The 22,048-nt window shown below is 68.7% G+C and carries 20 protein-coding genes and 1 pseudogene; 17 read left to right on the top strand and 4 right to left on the bottom strand.

From position 1 onward, the window contains the following. Positions 1-12: 12 nt before the first annotated feature. Positions 13-555, bottom strand: coding sequence for a hypothetical protein (locus tag AB0H62_RS09735; protein ID WP_360585285.1), 543 nt, complete (start codon positions 553-555; stop codon positions 13-15). A gap of 483 nt (positions 556-1,038) precedes the next feature. Between AB0H62_RS09735 and AB0H62_RS09730 the strand changes: the two are divergent. The 4 genes and pseudogenes from AB0H62_RS09730 to AB0H62_RS09715 form a co-directional block, all read left to right on the top strand. Further along, positions 1,039-1,230: pseudogene (locus AB0H62_RS09730) on the top strand (amidase family protein); the annotation flags it as partial. Between the two features lie 312 nt (positions 1,231-1,542). After that, complete coding sequence (locus AB0H62_RS09725; RefSeq protein WP_360585283.1) at positions 1,543-2,451, top strand: AraC family transcriptional regulator; 909 nt, start codon at positions 1,543-1,545, stop codon at positions 2,449-2,451. A gap of 74 nt (positions 2,452-2,525) precedes the next feature. Further along, positions 2,526-3,056, top strand: coding sequence for a nitroreductase/quinone reductase family protein (locus tag AB0H62_RS09720; RefSeq protein ID WP_360585281.1), 531 nt, complete (start codon positions 2,526-2,528; stop codon positions 3,054-3,056). A gap of 237 nt (positions 3,057-3,293) precedes the next feature. After that, a complete protein-coding gene (locus AB0H62_RS09715) occupies positions 3,294-4,322 on the top strand; it encodes an aldo/keto reductase (RefSeq protein ID WP_360585409.1) in 1,029 nt (342 codons plus the stop codon). A gap of 521 nt (positions 4,323-4,843) precedes the next feature. On the opposite strand, the gene AB0H62_RS09710 is transcribed toward AB0H62_RS09715, so the two are convergent. After that, positions 4,844-5,200 carry a hypothetical protein gene (locus tag AB0H62_RS09710; protein ID WP_360585279.1) on the bottom strand — a complete coding sequence of 119 codons (357 nt, stop codon included), beginning with the start codon at positions 5,198-5,200 and terminating at the stop codon, positions 4,844-4,846. A gap of 339 nt (positions 5,201-5,539) precedes the next feature. Between AB0H62_RS09710 and AB0H62_RS09705 the strand changes: the two genes are divergently transcribed. Then, the gene (locus tag AB0H62_RS09705) at positions 5,540-6,379 is read left to right on the top strand and encodes a hypothetical protein (RefSeq protein ID WP_360585277.1); all 840 of its coding nucleotides are present in this window, start codon (positions 5,540-5,542) and stop codon (positions 6,377-6,379) included. A 69-nt stretch (positions 6,380-6,448) separates the two neighbouring features. Here AB0H62_RS09705 and AB0H62_RS09700 read toward each other — a convergent pair whose 3' ends face one another. Beyond that, positions 6,449-7,132, bottom strand: a complete 684-nt coding sequence (locus AB0H62_RS09700) for a GntR family transcriptional regulator (RefSeq protein WP_360585275.1) — start codon at positions 7,130-7,132, stop codon at positions 6,449-6,451. A gap of 342 nt (positions 7,133-7,474) precedes the next feature. On the opposite strand from AB0H62_RS09700, the gene AB0H62_RS09695 reads away from it, so the two are divergent. The 10 genes from AB0H62_RS09695 (at position 7,475) to mobF (ending at position 19,749) form a co-directional block, all read left to right on the top strand. Next, entirely contained in the window at positions 7,475-7,729 is a 255-nt protein-coding gene (locus tag AB0H62_RS09695; RefSeq protein ID WP_360585273.1) for a helix-turn-helix domain-containing protein, read from the top strand. Beyond that, entirely contained in the window at positions 7,729-9,780 is a 2,052-nt protein-coding gene (locus AB0H62_RS09690; RefSeq protein ID WP_360585271.1) for a TraM recognition domain-containing protein, read from the top strand. Before AB0H62_RS09695 ends, AB0H62_RS09690 begins: the two co-directional genes overlap by 1 nt. Next, entirely contained in the window at positions 9,777-10,160 is a 384-nt protein-coding gene (locus tag AB0H62_RS09685) for an SsgA family sporulation/cell division regulator (RefSeq protein WP_360585269.1), read from the top strand. Before AB0H62_RS09690 ends, AB0H62_RS09685 begins: the two co-directional genes overlap by 4 nt. Further along, positions 10,157-10,315, top strand: coding sequence for a hypothetical protein (locus AB0H62_RS09680; RefSeq protein ID WP_360585267.1), 159 nt, complete (start codon positions 10,157-10,159; stop codon positions 10,313-10,315). The genes AB0H62_RS09685 and AB0H62_RS09680 overlap by 4 nt, the downstream gene beginning before the upstream one ends. Further along, entirely contained in the window at positions 10,312-10,722 is a 411-nt protein-coding gene (locus tag AB0H62_RS09675) for a hypothetical protein (protein WP_360585265.1), read from the top strand. Before AB0H62_RS09680 ends, AB0H62_RS09675 begins: the two co-directional genes overlap by 4 nt. After that, complete coding sequence (locus AB0H62_RS09670) at positions 10,719-10,928, top strand: hypothetical protein (RefSeq protein ID WP_360585263.1); 210 nt, start codon at positions 10,719-10,721, stop codon at positions 10,926-10,928. The genes AB0H62_RS09675 and AB0H62_RS09670 overlap by 4 nt, the downstream gene beginning before the upstream one ends. Next, the gene (locus AB0H62_RS09665) at positions 10,925-11,674 is read left to right on the top strand and encodes a hypothetical protein (RefSeq protein WP_360585261.1); all 750 of its coding nucleotides are present in this window, start codon (positions 10,925-10,927) and stop codon (positions 11,672-11,674) included. The genes AB0H62_RS09670 and AB0H62_RS09665 overlap by 4 nt, the downstream gene beginning before the upstream one ends. After that, entirely contained in the window at positions 11,671-14,019 is a 2,349-nt protein-coding gene (locus tag AB0H62_RS09660; RefSeq protein ID WP_360585259.1) for a hypothetical protein, read from the top strand. Before AB0H62_RS09665 ends, AB0H62_RS09660 begins: the two co-directional genes overlap by 4 nt. A 2-nt stretch (positions 14,020-14,021) precedes the next feature. Further along, positions 14,022-15,056, top strand: coding sequence for a hypothetical protein (locus AB0H62_RS09655; RefSeq protein ID WP_360585257.1), 1,035 nt, complete (start codon positions 14,022-14,024; stop codon positions 15,054-15,056). 220 nt (positions 15,057-15,276) lie between these two features. Continuing rightward, the gene (gene mobF / locus AB0H62_RS09650; RefSeq protein ID WP_360585255.1) at positions 15,277-19,749 is read left to right on the top strand and encodes a MobF family relaxase; all 4,473 of its coding nucleotides are present in this window, start codon (positions 15,277-15,279) and stop codon (positions 19,747-19,749) included. Between the two features lie 4 nt (positions 19,750-19,753). Here mobF and AB0H62_RS09645 read toward each other — a convergent pair whose 3' ends face one another. Continuing rightward, complete coding sequence (locus AB0H62_RS09645) at positions 19,754-20,167, bottom strand: hypothetical protein (protein WP_360585253.1); 414 nt, start codon at positions 20,165-20,167, stop codon at positions 19,754-19,756. A 383-nt stretch (positions 20,168-20,550) separates the two neighbouring features. Here AB0H62_RS09645 and AB0H62_RS09640 point away from each other — a divergent pair, with 383 nt between their 5' ends. Together AB0H62_RS09640 and AB0H62_RS09635 are read left to right on the top strand one after the other, a co-directional pair. After that, complete coding sequence (locus AB0H62_RS09640) at positions 20,551-20,874, top strand: hypothetical protein (protein ID WP_360585252.1); 324 nt, start codon at positions 20,551-20,553, stop codon at positions 20,872-20,874. Positions 20,875-20,880: 6 nt separating this feature from the next. Further along, complete coding sequence (locus AB0H62_RS09635; protein WP_360585250.1) at positions 20,881-21,723, top strand: hypothetical protein; 843 nt, start codon at positions 20,881-20,883, stop codon at positions 21,721-21,723. Positions 21,724-22,048 lie beyond the last annotated feature (325 nt).

The raw sequence follows: 22,048 nt of genomic DNA, 5'->3' as shown, positions 1-22,048 counted from the left end.
AATGACACTGCTTCAAGCCTGCCGAGCCCTGCGTGACGGTCGCGGCCTCAGTTCTGCCCGGTATTCCTGTCCGCGCTCGTCTGACTGTTTGTAGACGACGTCGGGTGCTTCCGGTGCCGGCCACACGGAAAGCAGGTAGTTCTCGACGGGTTCCTGGATGTTGAGATGGGGGGCGATGTCGCGGCCTCGGGCGTGCACGCGTAGCCGGTAGGTGCCGGGTCCCGCGTGGGCCAGGTCGGAGAATTCCGGAGGCGGATCGGCCGCCAGGTCGTGGGCGATGAGTTCTCCGTCTTCCGACTCGACCGAGACTTCGGCGACGTCGTCCCAGTCGTCGAGCTCGACCGAGTCGGGTGCGGTGTCGAGCAGCTGAACGGTCACAGTGACGGGACCGTCAGTGATGCCGGTGAGGACGAGCGCCCCGTTGAAGTCCGACCCCACGAGACCGTTGACATAGGCAAGCTCCATGTCGGGGCAAGACCCGCTCCAGTCCGTCACGATGAAGTTCGCATAACCAATGTACAGATCAGCGGTCGCCGTCCTCACCGGCTTGTTCATGCGCCTCCCGCGCCCACCCATCGCTACCCCCGCCCACGTAGATCGCTGTTCAGCATCAAACCGCAATGAAGCACGAACGTCGATCTGCCCACGTCTCCGACATCGGCCCACCCGTGCGAAGCCGCGTCGCCGCAGCGGCCCACGTCAAGGCCGATTAACGGTGCTCTGCCCCGGCTGCAAGGAGGAGGTCTCCACCTTCGTCGTCCCGTGGGACCTGATCCTGCCCCGGGCGAAGCAGGTGTCGAGCCAGGCCCGCTGATTCCGAGTGTCCGGGCGGGCCGCTATTCCCAGAATGACGCCATGACCATCCGCGGTCGAACGGAGCGTCGCAGTAGGCGGATCGTGCCGCGCCCTGGAGTTCGGTTTGTCCGGAACTGGGCAGACACCGTTCGCCGATCCCACCCACAACCCGTGGAACCCGGACCGAACCTCAGGGGGCCTCCGCAAGCAGCGCCGCGGCGGTCCTGCGGAGGCGGCCCATTCGCGCTCGGCGTTGATGGCGGCGGCTCGGCCCGGGTCCCCGCGAGCTTCTGTGGCGTGTTCGGGGTCAAGCCGACCATGGGACGCGTGCCGCAGTACCCGAGTACCAAGGACGAGCGCTATCCGGGGGTGTCGAGCTGGCAGTCGCTTGATGACGTCGGGCCGATTACTCGGACGGTCGCCGACGCGGCCTTGGCGGGGGATCGCCGGCTATGGCGACCGGGATCGGCTGAGTATCCGCTCTGACGACGTCGACTGACTGCGCTTGGTGGACGGCGATCGACGGCCGAGATGTTGATCTGTTCTACGAGCTCTCGTTCACCTTCCCGTTCACAGGAGGTGTGGGGTGTTCAACGAGGGCAGCCTGGATCGGGACCTTTTGGACTCGATCCGCCTGCCGCCGTGAGACGGCAGGCGGATCGAGCGTCGTGGGCCCAGAAGCCGGATTCCGCGAGCCCGCTCACGTGCGCGCAGCGGGGTCTTGGGCGGATTTGTTCTACTGGGGACATGGTTGTAGACGAGTTCCGCGAGCTGTTGGAACAGCACGTTCGACCGGACGGGACCACGGCGATCGAGGGCGTTCGGATCTGCCAAGCCGCTCCGAGTGGTACGCCGGAGACCGGGATGTCGGGCACGGTGCTAGCCGTCATCGCGCAAGGACGAAAGCGACTGGCTCTGGGTGAGCTGATCTACGAATACGGGGTGGGCCAATACCTGATCGCCTCCGTCGATCTTCCGGTGACCGGGCATTTTCTCGGTGAGATGCCGGGCAGCCCTGCGCTCGGGTTCGGGATGACGCTCGAACCCGCCGAGATCGCCGAAATGCTGCTCACGAGTGGGCCCGTGGAGTTGCCACCGTACGCAGAAGCCGCCCGACCGGGCATCGCTGTGAGCGAAGCGCCGGTCGAACTGATGGAAGCGATCGTGCGGCTGTTGCGGCTGTTGGACCGGCCCCAGGACCGGGCGGCGCTCGCCCCACTGGTCAAACGCGAAATCGTGTGGCGTCTGATCACCGGCGACCAAGGCGACGCGGTACGCCAACTCGGTCTCGCCGACAGCGGGTTGTCCCACATTCGACGAGCGGTCCGCTGGATCCGGGAGAACTACGTCCGATCATTCCGCGTCGAGGACCTTGCTCGACTCGCGGGGATGAGCGTGTCCGCGTTCCACCGGAACTTCCGGGAGGTGACCGCGATGACACCCGTCCAGTTCCAGAAACACATCCGGCTGCAAGAGGCGCGGCTACTGCTGGCGCACCATCCCAAGGACGTCACCGCTGTGAGCTACCAGGTCGGCTACAAAAATCCCTCCCAGTTCAGCCGGGAGTACCGGCGCCATTTCGGCGCCCCGCCGAGGGTGGACGCGATGCGACTGAAGGGAGGAGAGGCCCCCGGGCCAGTCCAAGCACTGCCGTGACGATCCCTTCCGTGGCTGGAGAATTGTGCAAGTAAGCAAGAGGATCTCGGTGGCCATCCGACCGGAGCGCTGCTGTGCTGGAGGTGCTGGATCAAGCCACTACGGAGAGAACCGCCATGCACCCTGAAGCCAGGCAGAGCGCACCTGAAGACCGCGGCTACGATTGTGCCGAGGTTGTGCGTGCCCTCGACATAGGACCGAAGTCGGGCAGGGCAGAGCGGACGATCGACATCACGACCACGGGTCGGCGGAGCGGACAGCTCCGACGGATCGAGATCTGGTTCCACCACGTCGACGGCCGCTGGTATCTCACGGGCATGCCCGCGGCTCGCAGCTGGTATGCCAACGTGCTCGCCAACCCGCGGTTCACCGTCCACCTCAAGCACGGAGTCCAAGCCGACCTGCTGGCGACCGCACTGCCGGTCGACGCGCCGACACGACGACGCGTGATCACCGAGGTGCTCGCACTGCAGAACCGAAGTGATCTCGGCACTCAGCATGCCGGCCGCCAGATTCTCGACGTGTGGCTGGCGCGGAGCCCGCTGGTCGAGATCGTGTTCGACGACGAAAGACTACGCGCGTTATCAGCGACGGATCGCCCTTGAGCGCGACCCTTCCGGCAACGAGTACCGGGCTTGGTCGCCCGGCAGATCCGCGCGGGCGGCCTCGACGGCACAGGGCCGATTTCGAACAAAGATAATTTCGCAACAATTCGCGACGATCTTACCGGCTTAAAGCCGGTGATATTACTTACGGGAATTGCCGGAAAGTGCAATCGGTTCCGGTCAGGACTTAATGTCGCGACGATTTCATCTTCACGGTCAATTCTAGCAGGGAGAATCATGAAGTACCGCACACTGGGCCGTACCGGAATCCAGGTCAGCACCTACTGTCTGGGCACCATGATGTTCGGGTCCATGGGAAACTCGGACCACGACGAGTCGATCCGGATCATCCACGAGGCGCTGGACGCCGGGATCAACTTCGTCGACACCGCTGACGTGTACTCCCTCGGGGAATCCGAGGAGATCGTCGGAAAGGCGCTCAAGGGCCGCCGCGACGACATCGTGCTCGCCAGCAAGGCGAGCCTGCCGATGAGCGACGATCCCAACCACCGGGGAAATTCCCGACGCTGGCTCACGACCGCGGTCGAGAACTCCCTGCGCCGCCTGCAGACCGACCACCTCGACCTGTATCAGATCCACCGCCCTGACCCCACGACCGACCTCGAGGAAACGCTGTCGACGCTGTCCGACCTGATTCGCAGCGGCAAGGTCCGCGCCATCGGCACGTCATCCTTTCTCGGCTCGGACATCGTCGAGGCGCAATGGGTCGCCGAACGCCGTGGCCTGGAGCGCTTCCGGACCGAGCAACCGCCATACTCGATCATCAACCGGAGTATCGAACGCGAAGTGCTGCCGGTCTGCCGTCAGTACGGCATGGGAACGCTGGTCTGGAGCCCGTTGGGCCAGGGCCTGCTCACCGGGCGGTTCCGCAAAGGCCGGCAGTCCGACAGCCACCGGTCCAGCTTCATGCCGGACCACTTCGAGGCCGACCGCAAGCTCGACGTCGTCGAACAGCTGATCCCGCTCGCCGACAAGGCAGGCCTGCCGATGACCCACCTCGCGATGGCTTTCGCGGTCGCGCATCCCGGCGTCACCTCGGCGATCATCGGACCACGCACCATGGAGCAGTTCGACGACCTGCTGGCCGGTGCTGACGTCACCCTGGACGACGACCTCCTCGATCGGATCGACGCGATCGCCCCGCCCGGCACTGACGCCGGACCCAACGAGGTCACATACGTACCGCCGGCCGTCACGACCGTCAGCCTGCGTCGCCGACCGGTCGACGAACGGTCCGCCGCCTGACCAACGTCACAGTGGAGACCTTTTGAACTGATACTGGACCGCGCCTCCAAGCGGATCAGGGAAGGTCTCCACAGGGCGGCAAGAGAGTGCTGATCATCGCTTGGATGGCTGTCAGCCGTTCCGACGCGGCGGCGGCCCAACAGAGTCGGCTACTGGCGTTGGCTCGGCGCATGAACCAGTCGCACTTAGTTGCCGGAACGACCGTGCACCAAGCCAAGGGGCGCGAATAGCTGGTCGTCGTGTCCGGCTCTCTGGAGGTGAGGCAATTCGGCCGGCGGCCGGCTTGAGGCAGGATCAATTCGAAGATCGTGTCTTGTATGTCCCGATGGCGGCGGTGCGTCCACCCGTTCGGTTGCCCTAGCCCAGCCGGGCCGGGAGGGTCGCGCTCGAGGTGGTCGCTCGAATAAAGCCAGTCATCCAGCTTGCGCTCTGAACGCCAAGCTGCTGTTCGCGACAACCCTGCGGTTCTTCAGGTCAAGATCGCGTTCCATGTCGATGCTGGCAATCTCGCTCAAGCGGCTTCAGGTGTCCGAGATTATTCGGATAATTGCTTCGTCGCGGCGACTCACGAAGTCGGAATTTTCGAACTGCTTCAAGACCTTCTTCATCAACTCGATGGGGGTGATCGGCGGCTTTTGGTTCGGTACGTAGTCGTCCGGCGTCTCCGGTTCCGGTGGCACCGAGGCGAGCCATGTCTCAGGTTTCTCGACGTCCGGTGGTGCGACAGGGTCGGTGACCCACAGGTGGAACTTCCTGGCGATGTCCGTGTAGCAGCGGTTGGTCCTGGGGCTCTTGTTCTCGGATTCGAGTGACGTAGACCACTCGTCGATGAGTGCCTGCCAGGCTGGCGGCGCGGGTGTGAGTTTTCGGTTGCGCATTAACGTGATCCTGAAAGCGAAGTGTCACCGATCGCTGCGCCAACTCCCCGCGGCGGGTCCGCCGACGCGAAAAGGGGCTGAACCCGCAGGTCCAGCCCCATCTGGTCGGGATGACAGGATTTGAACCTGCGACCCTTCGCTCCCAAAGACCCGGATCGGCGGTTTCTTAGGGTGTCCCAAGTCGCATACGTGCTGGTCAGCGCGACATGAGCAACGCGCGAGGCTCCCCGAAACGGTGCGGACTGAGACGGGAACTGAGACGCCGTCGGTTGCCCGCGGGTTCGTCCGAACGTGCGCATTTGATGTTGCCTCATGAGGGGATGCGACAGACTTGCCAGCGTGACTGAACTGGCTCTGACGGAAGTGCGCCGGCGGGCGCTCGTGGCACTGCTGGACAACCAGGGACTCATGGAGCGTGAGTACCCGGCGCTCAGCGAGTACTTGGAGGCGGCGCCGAAGCTGCCGGGTAGTGGCGACGATGCGTTCGACGCAAAATTTGATCTTCGGCTGGTCCACTTCGTGGTCGACGACGAAGAGTCGTCGCCCGCGAACCCGTACTGGGAGATCGTCGAGCCGCTGGTGTCCGCGCAAGATGGTCGCCGAGTAGTGAGGGCACCAGGCGGTCGATCCAGCGCGCGCCTCGCCTTCGCCGAGACACTCCTTCAGGCAACCTACGCGTATGCGATTCCATCCCCGGAGACGCTCGACTGGGTTGCTCGATTCTGCGATGGTCGCTCGCTGGTTGAATTGGGCGCGGGTCGTGGGTACTGGGCTGGGCAGCTGAGCCGACTGGGTGTCAAGGTCGCGGCCTACGACGTCGAGCCTCTGGGCGCGGCGCAGGCCGCCTTGGACGACCAGGCTGTCGACCGTCGGGACCGCTTTCATGAAGTGAATACCGCTGACGGCGGAGAGGGGCTTCGAGGCGATCAGACGGACACAGTGCTGTTCCTGTGCTGGCCGCCGGGCTGGGGGAATGAAATGGCGTCCCAGGTACTGGCCAGGTTCGAGGAGCTGGGTGGGAACCGGCTGATCTACATCGGCGAGCCAAAGGGCGGGAAAACTGGTGACGCCGGGTTTTTCGAGGCCCTGGCACGTGGTTGGCGCCTCGCTGAGGTCGATACGAACTTCGTGTCGTGGTGGAACTTGAGCGATGTCGCGCAGGCCTGGACTCGCCGGTAGAACGAGAAGCGGGGCGGTCCTGGCTTGGTGGCCAGGACCGCCCCGCTTGCGTTGGGGGCTGCGGCAGCCTCAGGGCGTGACGTCCGCGCTGTCGAGGACCATCCGGAAGACGAACGCGTCGTACCGATCACGCGGGTAGGAGATGTCCGAGACCATCACAACTTGCGCGTCGGCCGTGGTGAACTTCTGATGCACCGTCTTGACGAGGTCGCCGGGGGTTGTCCGAAGCCACTCGGCGTGGGCCGGCACCGGAAGCCGGTCAGCGATCGTCTCTTCCAGGAATCGGGCCCCTGAAATTCCGGAGAACCCCTCCGGCTGGAAAGTGTCCGAAATGGAGATGGGACGACCGTCTTCCGAGGCGCGGGTGATCACGTGGCTCAACGGCACGCCTATGTCCAAGGAAAAAGTCTCAGCGAGCTCGGGTGTCGCAGGAGCGGTATCTGAGAATCGCTCGACCTGAATGTCTGTGCTCGACTCGTTGTCGAATGTGGACTCGGCTGACTCGAGCTGTCGTTCCGGCGAGACCCGCACCAGGTTGGGCTGGGCGGTGACGAACACGCCCCGCCGGCGGATCGCGTTTACGAGCCCCTGGTTCTGGAGAAGCTCGATGGCCCTGCGCACCACGATGTCGGAAACCCCGTACCGGGTCGCGATCTCCGAGTAGCTCGGCAGCTGGATCCCCGCGGGCAGATCCCCGCCGCGGATCTTCTTGGCGTATTCGCCTGCAATCGATACGTACGCGGGCTCCGTCACGCGCGGATCCTTTCTGACGCAGTCTGGGAATCGGCTGGTCAGAGCATACATGTCTACGTATACATAGGCATTTGCTCATGGATCGCGCGTGAGCAAGCTGGGGGAGCGCTGTCGTTCACCGTCGCTCTGCGGCCGCATGCTGCGTCAGAGACCTCACCTCGAGGGTCTCCAAATCGTTACCTAATCATCGTTTGTGCAGGTAGACGGCCCCTTTGGGCTCGCCGCTGCCTCCCGTCGGCGCCCCTACGTATACGAAGACGTTGTGCGTATACGTAACTACGTATACGTTGGAGAAGACAGCGACTCCAGGCGGGTCGGAAGAACCAGAATCTTGGGGAAACGATGCAGGTAGAGCGAACCCGGCTGTACCGGGTGAAGACGGTGGCGGAGAGCTTCGACGTCTCTGTAGCCACGATCTACAGGGCTGTCGAGTCAGGCGCGCTGCGTGCGATCCGGCTGGGCACGGGCAAGGGTGCGGTCCGGATCCCCGGCGCGGCGATCGAGAACTACCTCGCCGCGTGCGAGTCGGCCGCGGCGACCCGCGGTGTCGGCGACGCGAGCGACCCGGCCGAGTTCGCGACCGGGGGTGCGGCCTGATGCGGACGTTTAAGGCGTTTCTGATTTCGGCGGTGCTGATCGGGTCGGGCGTGCTGGCGAGTGGGTGGCATGTGAAGGTGGCGGCGATTTGGCCGTGGCTGGTGACCGTGGGTGTGGCCGCGGGTGTGCTGGGCCTGGCGGAGCTGATGAAGGGCAACGCGGCCCGGACGGTGACGGTGGCGGCGGGCCTGGTGGGGCTGTCGCTGTGGTTCCTCGGTTGGGTGCCGGCGGAGACGCCGGGCTACGGCGTGTGGCCGTGGGGCTTGTTCCTCGGTGGTCCGGTCCTGTTGGTGGCCGCGATTCTGGGCCTGCGGGGCCGGGGTGGTTCGCGTGGCCTGATCGGCCGGTGGTCGCGCCGTTCGCGTCGGAACGATGGTGTGGCGTCGCGGTGGCAGATCTGGCGGGTCGCCTCGAAGCACGCGATGCGCCGGAAGGCGAAGTCGTTGAAGCCGAGCCTGCGGCAGGTGTCGTGGTGGGCCCGTCTGCGGACGCCGGTGACGGAGTACGCGACGCGGCTGGCGCGGGTGGGCTGGCAGTGGATCTGGTCGCCGGTGGAGGACGTGACGCTGCGGGTTGGTGGGCCGCGTACCGGTAAGACCGGTGAGCTGGCGGGCCGGATCCTGGACGCGCCGGGTGCGGTGATCGCGACCTCGACCCGCACGGACCTGATCGACCTGACTGCCGCGGTGCGCCGTGGCCGGGGCCCGGTGTACGTGTTCAACCCGAGCGGTTTGGGCAAGCTCGACTCGACGATCACGTTCGACCCGCTGGCCGGCTGTGCCTCGCCGGTGACCGCGACCCACCGGGCGAGTGACCTGCTGCCGGCCGCGGGTGGGGACTCCGAGCGCGAGTACTGGGTGTCACAGGCCTCCCGGGCGCTGGCGGCGCTGCTGCACGCCGCGGCGCTGGGTGAGCTGACGATGCGGGACGTGCTCGGGTGGGTTGCCGACCCGGAAGGCTCGACCGAGGAGGTCCTGCGCCTGCTGCGCCGCTCGCCGGAGCCGGCGTTCGAGCAGGACGCCCGGCAGTTCCTGACCACGAACGAGCGCACGCGTTCGTCGATCACCACGACGGTCATGCCCGCGCTGGGCTGGTTGACCGACCCGACCGCGTCGGCAGCGGCCGAGGGCGGCAGCTTCGACGTGGCGCGGTTGCTCGACGAGCACGGCACCGTCTACATGCTCGGCGCCGAGGAAGGCCACACCGCTCCGTTGGTGGCGGCGTTGACCGCGCACATCGCCCGGGAGGCCCGGCGGATCGCGTCGGAGCAGCCCGGTGGCCGGCTGGACCCGGCGTTGACGCTGGTGCTGGACGAGGCCGCACTGATCTGCCCGATTCCGCTGGACAAGTGGACCGCGGATATGGGTGGTCGCAACGTCACCATCCACATCGGAGCCCAGTCCCGTGCCCAGCTGATCCAGCGGTGGGGTACCACCGGGGCGGCGTCGATCATGACGAACTCGGCGACCGTGCTGGTTCTGGGTGGCTCGCGCGACCCGGACGACCTCAACGCTTACTCGCTGCTGACGGCCGACCGCGACGAGCACGTCGAGACCGAGGACGCCGATGGGAACGTCACCGGCCGATCGCTGCGCAAGGTGCCGGTGCTCTCACCCGGGCAGATCTCCCAGCTTCCCGCGATGCACGCGGTGATCATCCGACGGGGCATGCCTGCCGCAGTGGGGAAGCTGCAGATGGCGTGGAAGCGCCGCGACGTCAAGGCCGCTGCCCGCGCTGAGCGCAACGCCGCCCTGATCGAGCGGTGGCTTGAGCGCCGCGACGTGTGGGCGATCCGGTTCGGTGCGTTCGTCGATGCGCTGGCCGACAAGGTCGAGCCCTGGGTGTCGCGGATGCTCGATCGCGCCACCGCCGGCGGCTCGGAAACCGGCGGCAATGACACGGACGCGTGGCGCCCGGTGCTCGCGACCGCGACCCGCCTGGATGACGAGGAGTCCCTGGCGCGGCTGGATGCCGAGCTGGACGCCGAGTTCTCCACCACCCCAGGCAACGAGCACGCCGCCGACGACGAGCCGGAAGGGGATGCTCGATGAGCGCCTTCACGCTGCAGCTGCCTGCCCTGCTGGGCGACGGGCACGCCACGATCTCGGCCAGCTACGACGCGAGCGAGCCCTACGCGATCACGTTCGGGTTCGACGCCGTGCAGCCCGGGCTGGAGTGGGCGATCAGCCGCGAACTCCTTTCGGATGCCTTGATCTACGGCGCCGCCGGGGTGGGCGAGGTGAAGGTCACCGCCCGCGGTGACCTGGTCGTACTCGGTCTGTCCAACCCGGACGGCACCGGTGCGGTCGTGCTGCGCCGCGACGACGTTGCCGCGCTCGTCGCCAAAACCCACCAGATGGTGCGGCCCGGGTGCGAGTCGCGGTTCCTCGACTGGTCGGACACGGCCGAGTTCCCGGGGGTGGCGCTGTGAACCCCGCCCCGACCGGCGGCCGGCCCGACCCGGCTCCGACCGAACCGGCGTGGGCGCTGCACGCCGCGCTCAACAGCCCCGCGGCCGAGGCCCAGCACCGTGCTCGCCTCGCCGCTGCCCGCACCGAGACTTCCCGGAAGAAGGCCACCCGATGATGCTCACCGCGATCAACACACAGTTTGACGAGCTCGACGAATTCACCACCTTCCGCGCCGGCCTGGATGCCTACCTGAAGGTGCTGAGCACCGTGTTTGCCCAGGCTTCGAGCACGAAGTCGGCGCTGATCGAGCTGCACGCCTCGATCCTGCGCCACGCGCGCAGCGACCTCGCGCCGAAGGAGCACCTGGCCGCGGCGGCCGTCCTGTTCGGGCTGACTCGCGCGGTGCAGCAGGCCCGACGCGCGGTTCCCGACTCCGCCGTGTTCAACACCGTCGCCTACATCGTGCAGGCCACCCGGACCCGCATCTACCAGGCCGAGCACGGCGAGCACCTCGAACTGGCCCGCTCGTGGATGGCGCACGTCTACCTCGTCGGTGACGTCGAGGGCAGTGGTCCCCGATGACGACCACGACCGCGGCCCCGCGAGTGTGGCTGGCCGCTGGGCTCGGCACGAGCCCTGCGCCGGCGGACCGGCCCACGCTGCGCGACGACCTGATGCGCCAGTGGCGCGCCGGCTCGGACGGGCTTTGGCACACCCCCGATGGCCGGCACCACGCCGACTGGACCGAGCTGCACACCCGCTACGACCTCGTGGAGGTGACCCGATGAGCACCGACAACACCACCCCGACCCCCGCGGGCGCCAACCCCGCGAACCCCAACGGCACCAACGGTTCGAGTCCGGACAGCACGGTGCGCGCGGTGTGGGGCCTTGCGAAGGAGGTCGAGGGCCTGCGCACCCAGTTCGCCGAGCAGGTGAGCGAGCTGCGGACCACGGTGGAGCCGCTGAAGCTGATGCCGGAGAAGGTCTCGGCGCTGGCGCGCACGGTCCGCGCGATCGCGGATCAGCTCGCGGGCGCCGATGCCGAGACGCCGTCGTGGTCGTGGCTGGATCTGCCCGGTGGTATCGACGCCGCGCAGACCATGCTGACCGAGCTGACTGTGTGGCTGCGGGAGATCTTCCTGCGCTACCCCGACGCCGCCGGCGCGCTGCCGGAGTGCTGGATGTGGCACCCCGACATCGTCGAGGAACTCGTGTGGTTGGCCGCAGCGTGGCACGCCGCCTACCGCGACGACGACGCCACCGTCGCCCGCGCCGCGGACTGGCACGACCGCTACCGGCCGGGTGTGGTGCGCCGCATCAAGCAGAGCGCCTCAGGGTGCTCGCTGGAGAACCACCAGGCCGATGGCCCGGCGCACCGGCCCGCGCCGATCGTGCCGATGGGTGAAGCCCTCGCCCCGATCGCGCTGTGGTGGGCCGACGAGCGCGACAACCCCGCACCGACGCCGACCGAGGAACAGTTGGCGGCCGCCCAGGCCGCGGCCCGCCAGCGTCGAGGAGGTGCCCGGCGATGAGCAGCCTGTTCTCCCGGATCCGCGACAGCATCAGTCGCCGCGGCCGTTACACCGCGCGCCTGGACGACGGGCGGGTCGTGTCCACTGACTCGCCGGCCGAGATGCTGAACCTGTTCGCCGACGTCGTCCGGCAGACCGGTTTCGGCCCGCGCACCACCGACTTCGACGGCCGCCGCAACGCCGATGAGCTGGAGGCACTGGAGCACCTGTTCACCGACGCCCGCCCGGAGCCGGGCACGCCGGCCGAGGCCGAGTGGGCCGACGCCGTCGCCCACTACCTGGACACCTCGGGGAACTACCGCCAGGCCGGCCGCTCAGCAGCCGAGCCCGCCGGGCAGATGGATGAGGCCACTGCCGGGTTCGAGTGGGGCATGTTCGCCGGCCGCCCGATGCCGCAGCCGGTGGTCGACGCCTACCGGCAGCTCGGCGACCGACGTGGCACACCGGTTGACGTCGAGGCCGTCCACACGGCGGTCGATGGGCAGCTCCACGAGCACGCATTACAGCGTGCGCAGGCCGAGATGACGCACCCGGATGACTCCGCCTACGACGACCTGGTCGCCGAGGCGGCGGGGCGACAGGACAGCCAAGGACTGCCGTTGGCGGAGTTCCTCGAGCAATGGCGAGCCGAGACTCATGAGGTCGGCGAGGCCGATGTCAACGACACCTGGGGGCCGCTCGACCGCTCCCCGGTGTCGAGCATGCCCGAACGCACGCCGCCGCCGGAGAGTTGGATCGCTCGCAACCTTCAGGCGCACGGGCCCGGTGCGATCGACGGGCGCCGTCGGGTCGCGGGGGACGCGATCGATCGTTACCGCGGGCTGCGCGCCGCGGGAAGCGAGCAGGCGGGGGCGCTGGCGCAGGTCGGGCCGGAGCGGTCGCTGGACGGGCAGGCGGCGATCGGATTCGCGTCCATGGTCGACAACGGCATCAGCGAGGAGCAGGCCCGGGTCCAGGCAATTCACGACGCCGTCCTGCAGGAGTCCGTCGAGCAGGGCTACGAGATGTGGACCGAGGAGGCCCCCGCGGCGAACACGCCACGTCCGGCGTGGATGGACGAGCTGGAACAGACCGCCACCCGCGCGGTGGCCGAACGCCACCACGACCGGGCGTTCCTGCGCAGCCTGCAGGCCGACGCCGAGACCGACCCGATCAGGCGGGGCGCGCTGGAGGCCGACGCTCAGGCGTTGGCCGCGCGGGCCGAGAAGTTCACCGAGCGGGCCGCCGAGCTGGGGCAGAACAACGATCCCCTGCAGGAGCTGGAGATTCAGCACGCTGTGGACGACATGCGCGAACAGGGCCTCAACTTCGTGTTCGACTCCGCCGAGGAGGCCATCCCGCCGGCGCTGAGCGAGGGACGACGACTGTGGCTGCAATCCCTGATGGGGCAAGGCATGTCATTGCAGCGCGCCGAAGAGCACGTGCGCACACACGCCCGTGCCGACGACGGGATCGGACGCTACCGCCGAGCGCTGGCCGAGGGAATGTCCGAACAGGATGCTGCCGCCCGCGCGGCAAGCGGGGACGACGTCGCCGACACCGCGATCACCGCCTACCGCGAGCACCTCGCGCAAGGCCTCAACGACGGCGCCGCGCACTACGCCGCCGAGGAAGCCGCGGTCGACGCGGCACTGGGCGTCAGCGACAACCAGCAGGCGCTGTGGAGCGCCGAGCAGGGGACCGCCCTGACGGACCCGACGCAGCGGCCCGAGGGCAGGGACGTCGACGCGGACTGGCGGTGGAACCCGCCGGCTTCGTCGCTCGTGCCGGAGCGTGAGCCGGAACCCGACAGCTGGATCGCCCGCCACCTCCCGGCGACGCCGGACCTTGTCGTGCCCGACGAGTACGAGCCCGACTACCTCACGGCCGAGGAGGACGAGCTGGAGCAGCTCGCCTACGACATGGGCGAGGAAGGCACGAGCCCCTATCTCGGGATGGCCGCACCGATGGTGGTCAACCAGACGGGTGTGCTGCGCCGCTGGGGCCCTGCCCCCGACGAGACCCACAACCACTTCGTCGAGGACGCCGACGCCGACGCGGCCACGAGCGGACCCGTCGGATTCGAGGAGGGCGACCGGTTTTCGGTACCGGTGGTCGCCGAGGAGGACGGCGCCGACGACGTGCTGGACCGGATCGACGACGTGCTCGCCGAGCCGGAGCCGACGCCGCTGGCCGAGGTGGTGACGGAGTGCGGCCACGCGGTCGAGGCCGCGGCCGAGGCGACGCACCGCATCGAGGTCGCCGGCGAGGACACCGACCGTGCGCAGCGCTTGGCGCGCTGGAACGCCGACGACCACACAGACGAGCGGGCCGACGACAGCAATGACGGGTGGGGGCGGGAATGAGCATGGAGAACGTGACCACCCGGCGCGAGGAGGCGCGCGCGGACCGCGCGGCGGTCGCCGAGCAGCGGCGGGCGGATGAGGCGGCGCAGCGTGCCGAGGAGCGTGAGGACCGGCGGCTGGAGTTCGAGCAGAAGCGCGCGGCTGAGGCCGCGAAGCAGCAGCGTCGCGAGGAAGCGCGTGAGGAGCGCAAGGCTGGGCGTGCTCGCGCGGCGAAGTCGCTCGTGGCTGCGGTGCGGGCGCATGCGCTGGATTTGCTGTTCGTGCCGGTGATCTTCGTGCCGGCGATCCTGGCCTGGTCGGCGATGGCTGCTTACGGCAAGCAGGTGTTCGGGCCGGTCGGTGTGTTGTTGCCGTTGTTCAGTGAGGCCGCGATGTGGGCGTTCGCCGGGGCGGTGACGCTCGAAGTCCGGCGTGGGGAACCGACGGGGTGGCTCAAGGTCGGGGTGTGGGTGTTCGCTGCCGTCGCGGCGGCGCTGAACTTCCTGCACGGTTACTCGACCGGACACCACTGGGACACCGGTGTCGTGATGGCCGTGGTGTCCATCGGCGGCGTCGCGGTCCACCAGTTGATCACCGCCCGGCCCTCCGCGGCGCGCGCAGACGCTGGCGCGGGGACGGCCGCGCCCACCGCGACCGTCCAGCCGGATCTCGTTCAGCCGGTGTCCGACGAGCGCGGGTCCGTCCAGTCCGAGCCCGTACAGGCCGAGAGCTTGGACGCGTCCAGTGCGCCGGTGACGGCTGAACGTACAGCCGGGCAGCCGGGATCCGTCCAGCCGCAGGCTGAGAACACCCGTGGCGGCGAGGCGGAGAAGACCGACCGTCCAGTCGCGGTGGCGTCCTCGCCGAAGCGGGACCGGGCGCGCGCGTCGGCGCGCCGACACCAGGCCCTGCACGGCAGCCTCCCGACCGTAGACGAGCTGATGACCCTCGCCGAAGTCTCACGAGGAACCGCCGGAACAGCCCTGCAAGAACTCCGGCAGCAACCCGCACCCCTCCACGTGATCACCGACATCACCACCCACCAGGCCAACTCATGAACCCAGCAACCCAGATCACCAAGCACCACACCAGAAAGCCACTCAGGAAGACCAAGACTCAGCCACTCACCACGATTCCCAGCTCAAAGACAAAGCCAAAGAACGATGCACACCTAGGCATCACGATCTGTCGGGCCGGTACGCCCTGGCGGGCGCCCGGGAACGCGACCCACGTTGTTGATCTTCAAACGCTGCGTGTTGATCTTGAAAGGGGGTTCTGATGTTGTCGATTTCGACGGGCTACTCGGTGTCCTACGTCCTGGACGAGATCGCGAAGGGCCGCGAGAACTACTACACGGGCGCGGTGACCGAGGGGGAACCTCCGGGCCGCTGGTATGGCGCAGGCGCGGAGAAACTGGGTCTCACGGGGCTGGTCGACGAGCAGGACATGCGTGCGGTCTACGAGTGCTTCGTCGACCCGCGCGACGAGCTGTTCAGTGATCCGACCCGCTGGGGCGAGGCGTCCACTCTGGGCCACACGGGCCGGAACTATCCAACGGCGGAGGAGTTGTACGCCGCCGCGTTGGACGCCGAGCCGAACGCGACGGCTGAACGCCGCGAGCAGTTGCGGCTGGAGGCGAACAAGAGTGCACGGAAGAACGTCCCGTTCTTGGACGTGACGTTCAGCGTTCAGAAGTCGGTCACGGTCCTGCACGCGTCGTTCGAGGCGCAGCAGGTTCAGGCTGAACGGACGGCTGAACGACTCACCGCGGCGTTGGCCGCGGCGGCCGGGGTGGGCAGCGCGGACCCGGGCGAACTGGCCGAGCTGGCCCGCCGGTGCGACGACGCACGGGTGGCGGCGGCGTCGTGGCGGGCCCACCGCGACGCGGTGGAGGACGCGATCTGGGCCGGGAACCGGGCGTCGCTGGACTACCTGTCCGAGCACGCCGGATACTCCCGGGTCGGGCACCACGGCGGCGCCGCCGGCCGGTTCCTCGACGCGCATGACTGGGTGATCTCCTCGTTTTTCCAGCACGACTCGCGCAACCACGACCCGCAGCTGCACATCCACAACCCGATCCTCAACCGCGTGCAGGGCTCCGACGGCAAGTGGCGCACGCTGGACTCGAAGGCGATCCACAAGTTCCGGGGCGCCGCGGCGGCGGTCGGCGAGCGCACGACCGAGGAGCACCTGGCGCAGTCGCTGGGCCTGAGGGTGACGACCCGCCCGGACGGGAAGGCCCGCGAGATCGTGGGCATGGACCAGCGAGCGATGGACCTGTTCAGCTCGCGCCGGCGTGCGGTGACGAAAAAGACCGCGGCCCTGGTGGAGGCGTTCGAGACGCGGTTCGGTCGGGAGCCGAACTCGCTGGAGCTGGACCGGCTGCAGCGCCAGGCCACGCTCGCCACGCGCAAGGCCAAGTCCCATGACGGCGAAACCACCGAAGAGCGATTGGAGCGCTGGGACCGGGAGCTGCGCGCCGAGGTTGCCGACGGCCTGGCCGGCGTCGCCCGCGAAGTGCTCAACCAGCCGCGTGGGCCGCGCGAGGCGGCGACGTGGTCGCCGGAGGAGGTGCTCAAGACCGCGCTCGCGGACGTGCAGTCCACCAAAGCCGGGTGGACCGCGCCGGACCTGACCCGCGCGATCAGCGACGCCCTGCCTGATCAGCTCGGCGACCTCGACGGCGCGCAGGTGATACGCCTGCTGGACACCCTCACCGCCGAAGGGTTGAAGCTGGCGACCCCGCTGGCCGCCACGCGGCCGGGAACCGCTGTGCTGCCCGATGAGCTGCGGCTGGCGGACGGGCGTTCGGCCTACGAGGCCCCGGCCGGGCAGCTGTATGCGACCCCGGAACACATCCACACCGAGCGCGCGCTCGCGGCGGCGACCGCTCGCGGCGGCGCCCCGGCGCTGGACGTAGCCGCGGTGGACGGATTCGTGGCAGCCCTGGCCGACACCGGCATGGTCCTCGGAGCCGACCAGGCCGCCGCGGTGCGCGGAGTCCTCGCGTCGGGCGCGGCGGTGGAATCGCTGGTCGGACCGGCCGGGACCGGGAAGTCCTTTGTGGTCGGCGCACTGGCGAAGGCGTGGCAGGACCCCGCCCTGTGGGAGGGAAACTCCCGCCGTGTCGTGGGCCTCGCGTCGAGCCAGGTCGCCACCGACGTCCTGGCCGGCGAAGGCCTGACCGCCCGCAACATCGCCCGCTGGCTCACCGCGCAGGCGAAGCTCGCCGAGGGGTCGACCCACCCCGAACACCTGGAGTGGAAGCTCGACCCCGGTGACCTGGTGGTGGTCGACGAGTCGGCGATGGCCAACACCGCCGACCTCGCGCGCATCCACCACCACGTGACCGAAGCCGGAGCGAAGCTGCTGCTGACGGGCGATCACCGGCAGCTGGCTGCTGTGGGCGCTGGCGGGGGAATGCAGCTGATGGCGGAGGCGGGTGCGGCCTACGAGCTGACCGAGGTTCGCCGTTTCGCCGCGGAATGGGAACGCAGCGCGTCGCTGCGGCTGCGCGAGGGCGACGAGAGCGTGCTGAGCGAGTACCACAAGCACGGCCGGATCCTCGACGCCGGAACCCGTGAACAGGCCGAGGCTGCCGCGGGCAAGGCGTGGCTGGCGGACACGCTCGCGGGCAAGCACTCGATCCTGATCGTGGACACCAACGAGCAGGCTGCGCACCTGTGCGCCGAGCTGCGCCGCGAACTCGTGCGACTGGGCAAGGTTGCCGAGACCGGGGTGCCGCTGGGCAAGCAGGGCACCTACGCCGGTGTCGGCGATCTGGTCCAGGCCCGCTACAACGGCTGGAACCTGGCCGGGGTCGAGGGCAACCGCGAGGTTCCGATCAACCGCAAGCAGTACCGCGTCCTGGACACCCGCGCGGACGGCAGTCTGATCGTGGCCCACGTGCTCGGCTGCGAAGACGGGGTCGGGGAGGTGCTGGGGGAGCGGATCACGCTGCCCGCCGCCTACGTCGAGGAGCACATGACCCTCGGCTACGCCTCCACTGTCCACAGTGCACAAGGCCTCACCGTGGACACTGCGCACACTGTGACCACTGCGCGCAGCCGCCTGGCCGCGCTGTACGTGGGATTGACCCGCGGCCGGTTCTCCAACACCGCACACGTGGTGACGCTGGACGTGGCCGACGACGCGCCCGAGGGCGCGGCGCTGCAGGCGGTCAAGCGCACGCCCGCGGCGGTGCTCTCGACGATGTTCGAGACCGACACTCCGCAGCGGTCCGCCCTGCAGGAAGCGACCGAAGCCGCCGCGGACATTGAAGCCATCCGCACCCCGGCCGAACTGCTGGCCGATGCCACCGAGCTCGCGACCGCAGGCCGCACCGCCCGGTGGCTGGACGCGCTGGTCGACGAGGGCGCGCTCACGGAGAACCACCGGGCTCGCATCGCCGCCGAGGACGGCGGCCCGACGCTGGCGCGGCTGCTGCGCCGGGCGGAGCTGGCCGGGCACGACCCGCGCCAGGTGCTGACTGAGGCGGTCACCGCACGTCCCTTGTCGGGGGCGCGGCAGCTGACGAACGTGCTGCACCACCGCATCGCCGAGACTGTCACCCTCGACCCGGTCGGGGACTCCTACGCTGACCGGATTCCGCAGGTCGAGGATCCTCAGTGGGCTGCCTACCTGCGCACGCTCGCAGATGCGGCCGACGCCCGCCAGCACGACCTCGGCCGCGCCCTGGCCGAGGAACCGCAGCAGTGGTCGGTCGAGGCCTTCGGACCTGTCCCGGAAGACCCGAACCTGCGGAAGGAGTGGATCAAGCAGGCTGGTTCGGTCGCGGCGTACCGCGAGCTGACCGGGCACGACGACGCGGAGGCTGCGCTCGGGGCGGCGCCGAAGGCTGGGCAGGTCGAGGCGTACGCCTCGTGGCGTTCGGCGTGGCGGGCGCTGGGCCGGCCGGAGTCCGGCCGGGACGAGCTGGAGATGTCCGACGGGCAGCTCCTCGTGCGGATGCGCGCCTGGGAGCGGGAAAAGGCGTGGGGCCCGGAGTTCGTCGCCAATGAACTCGCCGGCACTCACCAGTCCATCGACGCCCGCCGTCGCGAGGCCGCGCTGCGCCGCGCCGACGCCGACGCCGCCGAGACGGCCGAGGATCGGGAGCGGCTGTTGCAGGAAGCCGGCGAGGCCGAGGCCCTCGCCGACGTGCTCGCCGGACGCGCCGCCGAGCTGGAAACCGCCGATGACGCGCGCGCCGCGTGGTACGCCCATACCGCCGAAACGCGCGCCGCGGCCGAACGGGCCGGGATCGAGCTGTCGGGCCGCAACGTCGACACCGCCCCGGACCCGCAGGTTACCGCCGACGAGTGGCTCAACGCGCACCGTGCGCACATGGCCGCCGAGGACGTTCACCGCGACGTCACCGACGAGCACGACCTGGCCGATGTCGTCGACCAGCGCACCGCCGACACTGCCACTACCGAGCACGACAAGGCGACCGAGAGCCAGGACGCGCCGGTGGTCGAGACCGGTGTCGCGGACGTCCGCGACAGCGCTGCCGAGGAACAGCTGGTCGCGGATTCGGACGAGGTGCGAGTGCCCTCGGTCGAGGAAACCGCGGCGGCGGTCGACCATGCCCAGGCGGCCCTGCGGGAGATCGAATCCCGGCAGGCGGTCGAATCCCGGCAGGCGGATGAGGAAGCGCAGTCCGCGGAAATGTACCGGCGCCACAACGACGACGCCGCCGTCACGGCCGATGAGGCGGCCATCGACGACGGCGAGGTCTACGCGCGATGAACGGTCAGCCTGGGATGTGGGCGGGTACGTCGATCGGCGGCTTCCCGCTGCGCTGCCACGCCCACCCCAGGGTGACCACGATCGACTCCAGCCAGCCGGTTCGCTCGACCAGCCACGCCGGCACAGGGCGGCGGAACAGCAGCACCTCCGCCGCCAAGCACTCGGCCTGGATCGTTTCCTCGTGCGCCAGGCCCGTGCGCCCGGTCACCGGCGCGTACGCGAGGAACGTGCGGCCGGTCTCCAACCGCACGGTGGCGCAGGCCAGCCAACGGCACACGTCGACCACACCGAGCGCAGCCCAGCTGCGCTCAACGTCGTAGCGCCGCTCGGCCGCGAGCCACAGGCGCGCGAATTCGACCACCGGCACGTGCAGATTGCGCCGCGGGATCTTGTCGAAATCACGTCCGGTCAACTCCATACCCCGATGGTGACACGAGGGACCGACAAAAACACCAGCGCGAACGGGGCCGGCACGCCCACGTTCCGTCGCCTCCACTGACACCGCCCTCTGCGGGCGGGACAACGCGCCGCGCAAGCGCGGCCTGTGTCTTCGAGCTTCGCAGCCCGGCTTAGCACGGCCCCCACTCACGATCAAGGGGCCCGAAAAACTCTTGAACCCACAAAAAGCGCGTGGCTTCAAAACTTTTTCGACCTGATCCCTTGATCGCGAGCCTCTGGGGCCGCGCCAGGCGCCGAAAAGGGCGACGGCAACTGCCGACGCCCAGCCCTACGGGCAGCGAAGAAAACCACCCGACACACGCAGCGGCCCAGCCCACGAACGGGAGATTAGGAGTGACGCCGGTGGACGACCGCTGGTTCGAGCGGGAGCAGCAGGCACGCAAGGCACACGCGCTGGCGGAGATGCTCGCAACCGCGGACGAAGCCGATGTGCCACCGATGGTGTGGACGGTCCACGCCGCCGCCAGCTCCGTGCTGCACGGCGAGATCGACGACCCGTTCGACAAGACCCCACAGGCCACCTTCGACGCCTGGGTGCGGTTCCTCGGCCTTCAGGTCAACCGGCGCGGTGACCGCGCCAGCGGCACCTGCCCGGGCCACCCCCGCATCTACGTCGGGATCCACAACCTCCACCACAGCCAACCCACCACGACCACAAAGGACTGATCTCTGATGACTGACAACATGATCAACGAGTACCAGCCGCCCGCGCGTTTCAGTGCCGCGTTCGAGGGTTTCAGCCACAACCCCGACGATCTCGACTTCTGGCCCAACAGCGTCCGCGTCGACGCCGTCGAGGGCTACGACCCGACGCTCACCGCCACCGACGTCGAGGCCGAGCTGGAGTACGCCGACCGTGCCGAGTCCCGCCAGCTGGTCGAGGTCGACACCAACTACAAGCCGACCCGCGACAGTGACCACCCGGTGCGGTTGACCCGCGTCGACGCAGTCGAGTTCGCGACCGCCGTGATCCGGGCGACCGAAGACACCTTCCACTGGATGCGCTGCGGCCGGCTGCGCCCGGTGGAGGCCAGGGACTTGCTGGCCGCGGTCACGAACGCCGAGTACGCGCTCGCCGAGTTGCGTGACCACGCCCTCGAGGACCTGCTGCGCGGCACCGGCCTCGCCGATGATCCCGCTGACGCCGTCGGCGACGCCGAGGCAGGAGACGACGGTGACCAGGAGTCAGGCCACGTGCCGGTGTCGAAGCCGATCCCTGCGCTTGCAGCGCAGCCGGAAGCCGAGGCTAGTGAGCCGGAGGCCGACGCCGGCGAACTGGAGTGGACGTTGGAGCAGGCGTTCGCCGACGCGCTCGGCGGCATGTTCCCGCGAGAGCTGCACGAAATCGCCAGCTCCGACGCATACGGCGCCCTCAAGTACAAGGTGTGCCAGCGCTGCCAGGAGACCGGCGAAACCCCGGCCCAGGTGCTCGCCGCCGTCAGCCCCAGCGACCGCGTGTTCGTCGCGCGTGCCAACGACCCGGCCGCCTTCCTCGCCAGCCGCATCGACTCCTGACACCACCGGATAGCGGAAAAGGAGGTGAGCAGTGATGCGTGAGCGACTGCGCCAGCGGGTCCGGGCTATCGCGTTCCTGAACGTGTGTGCCGAGGGCTGCTACAAGCACTACGTCGAGGGCTTGGGTTGGGTCTTCTGCAAGTGCGGCAGCTGAACTCTGGTCGTCGGGTGCGGCGGGCCAGCGGGTATCTGGCCCCCCGCACAGTTTCACCTTACGGCTCCGGTTTCCAAGAACCTGACCCGTTATCAGCCTCGGCGACCACGTGGGTCCGAGGACACGAAGTACAGTGCGGGTGTCCGTCCGCGGCGTGCGCGCTCGCCGCCT

The sequence above is a fragment of the Amycolatopsis sp. NPDC050768 genome (assembly GCF_040654155.1).
GTDB lineage: Bacteria > Actinomycetota > Actinomycetes > Mycobacteriales > Pseudonocardiaceae > Amycolatopsis.
The sequence above is the reverse complement of the archived record's forward strand: the minus strand, read 5'-3'. Positions and strand labels throughout refer to the sequence as shown.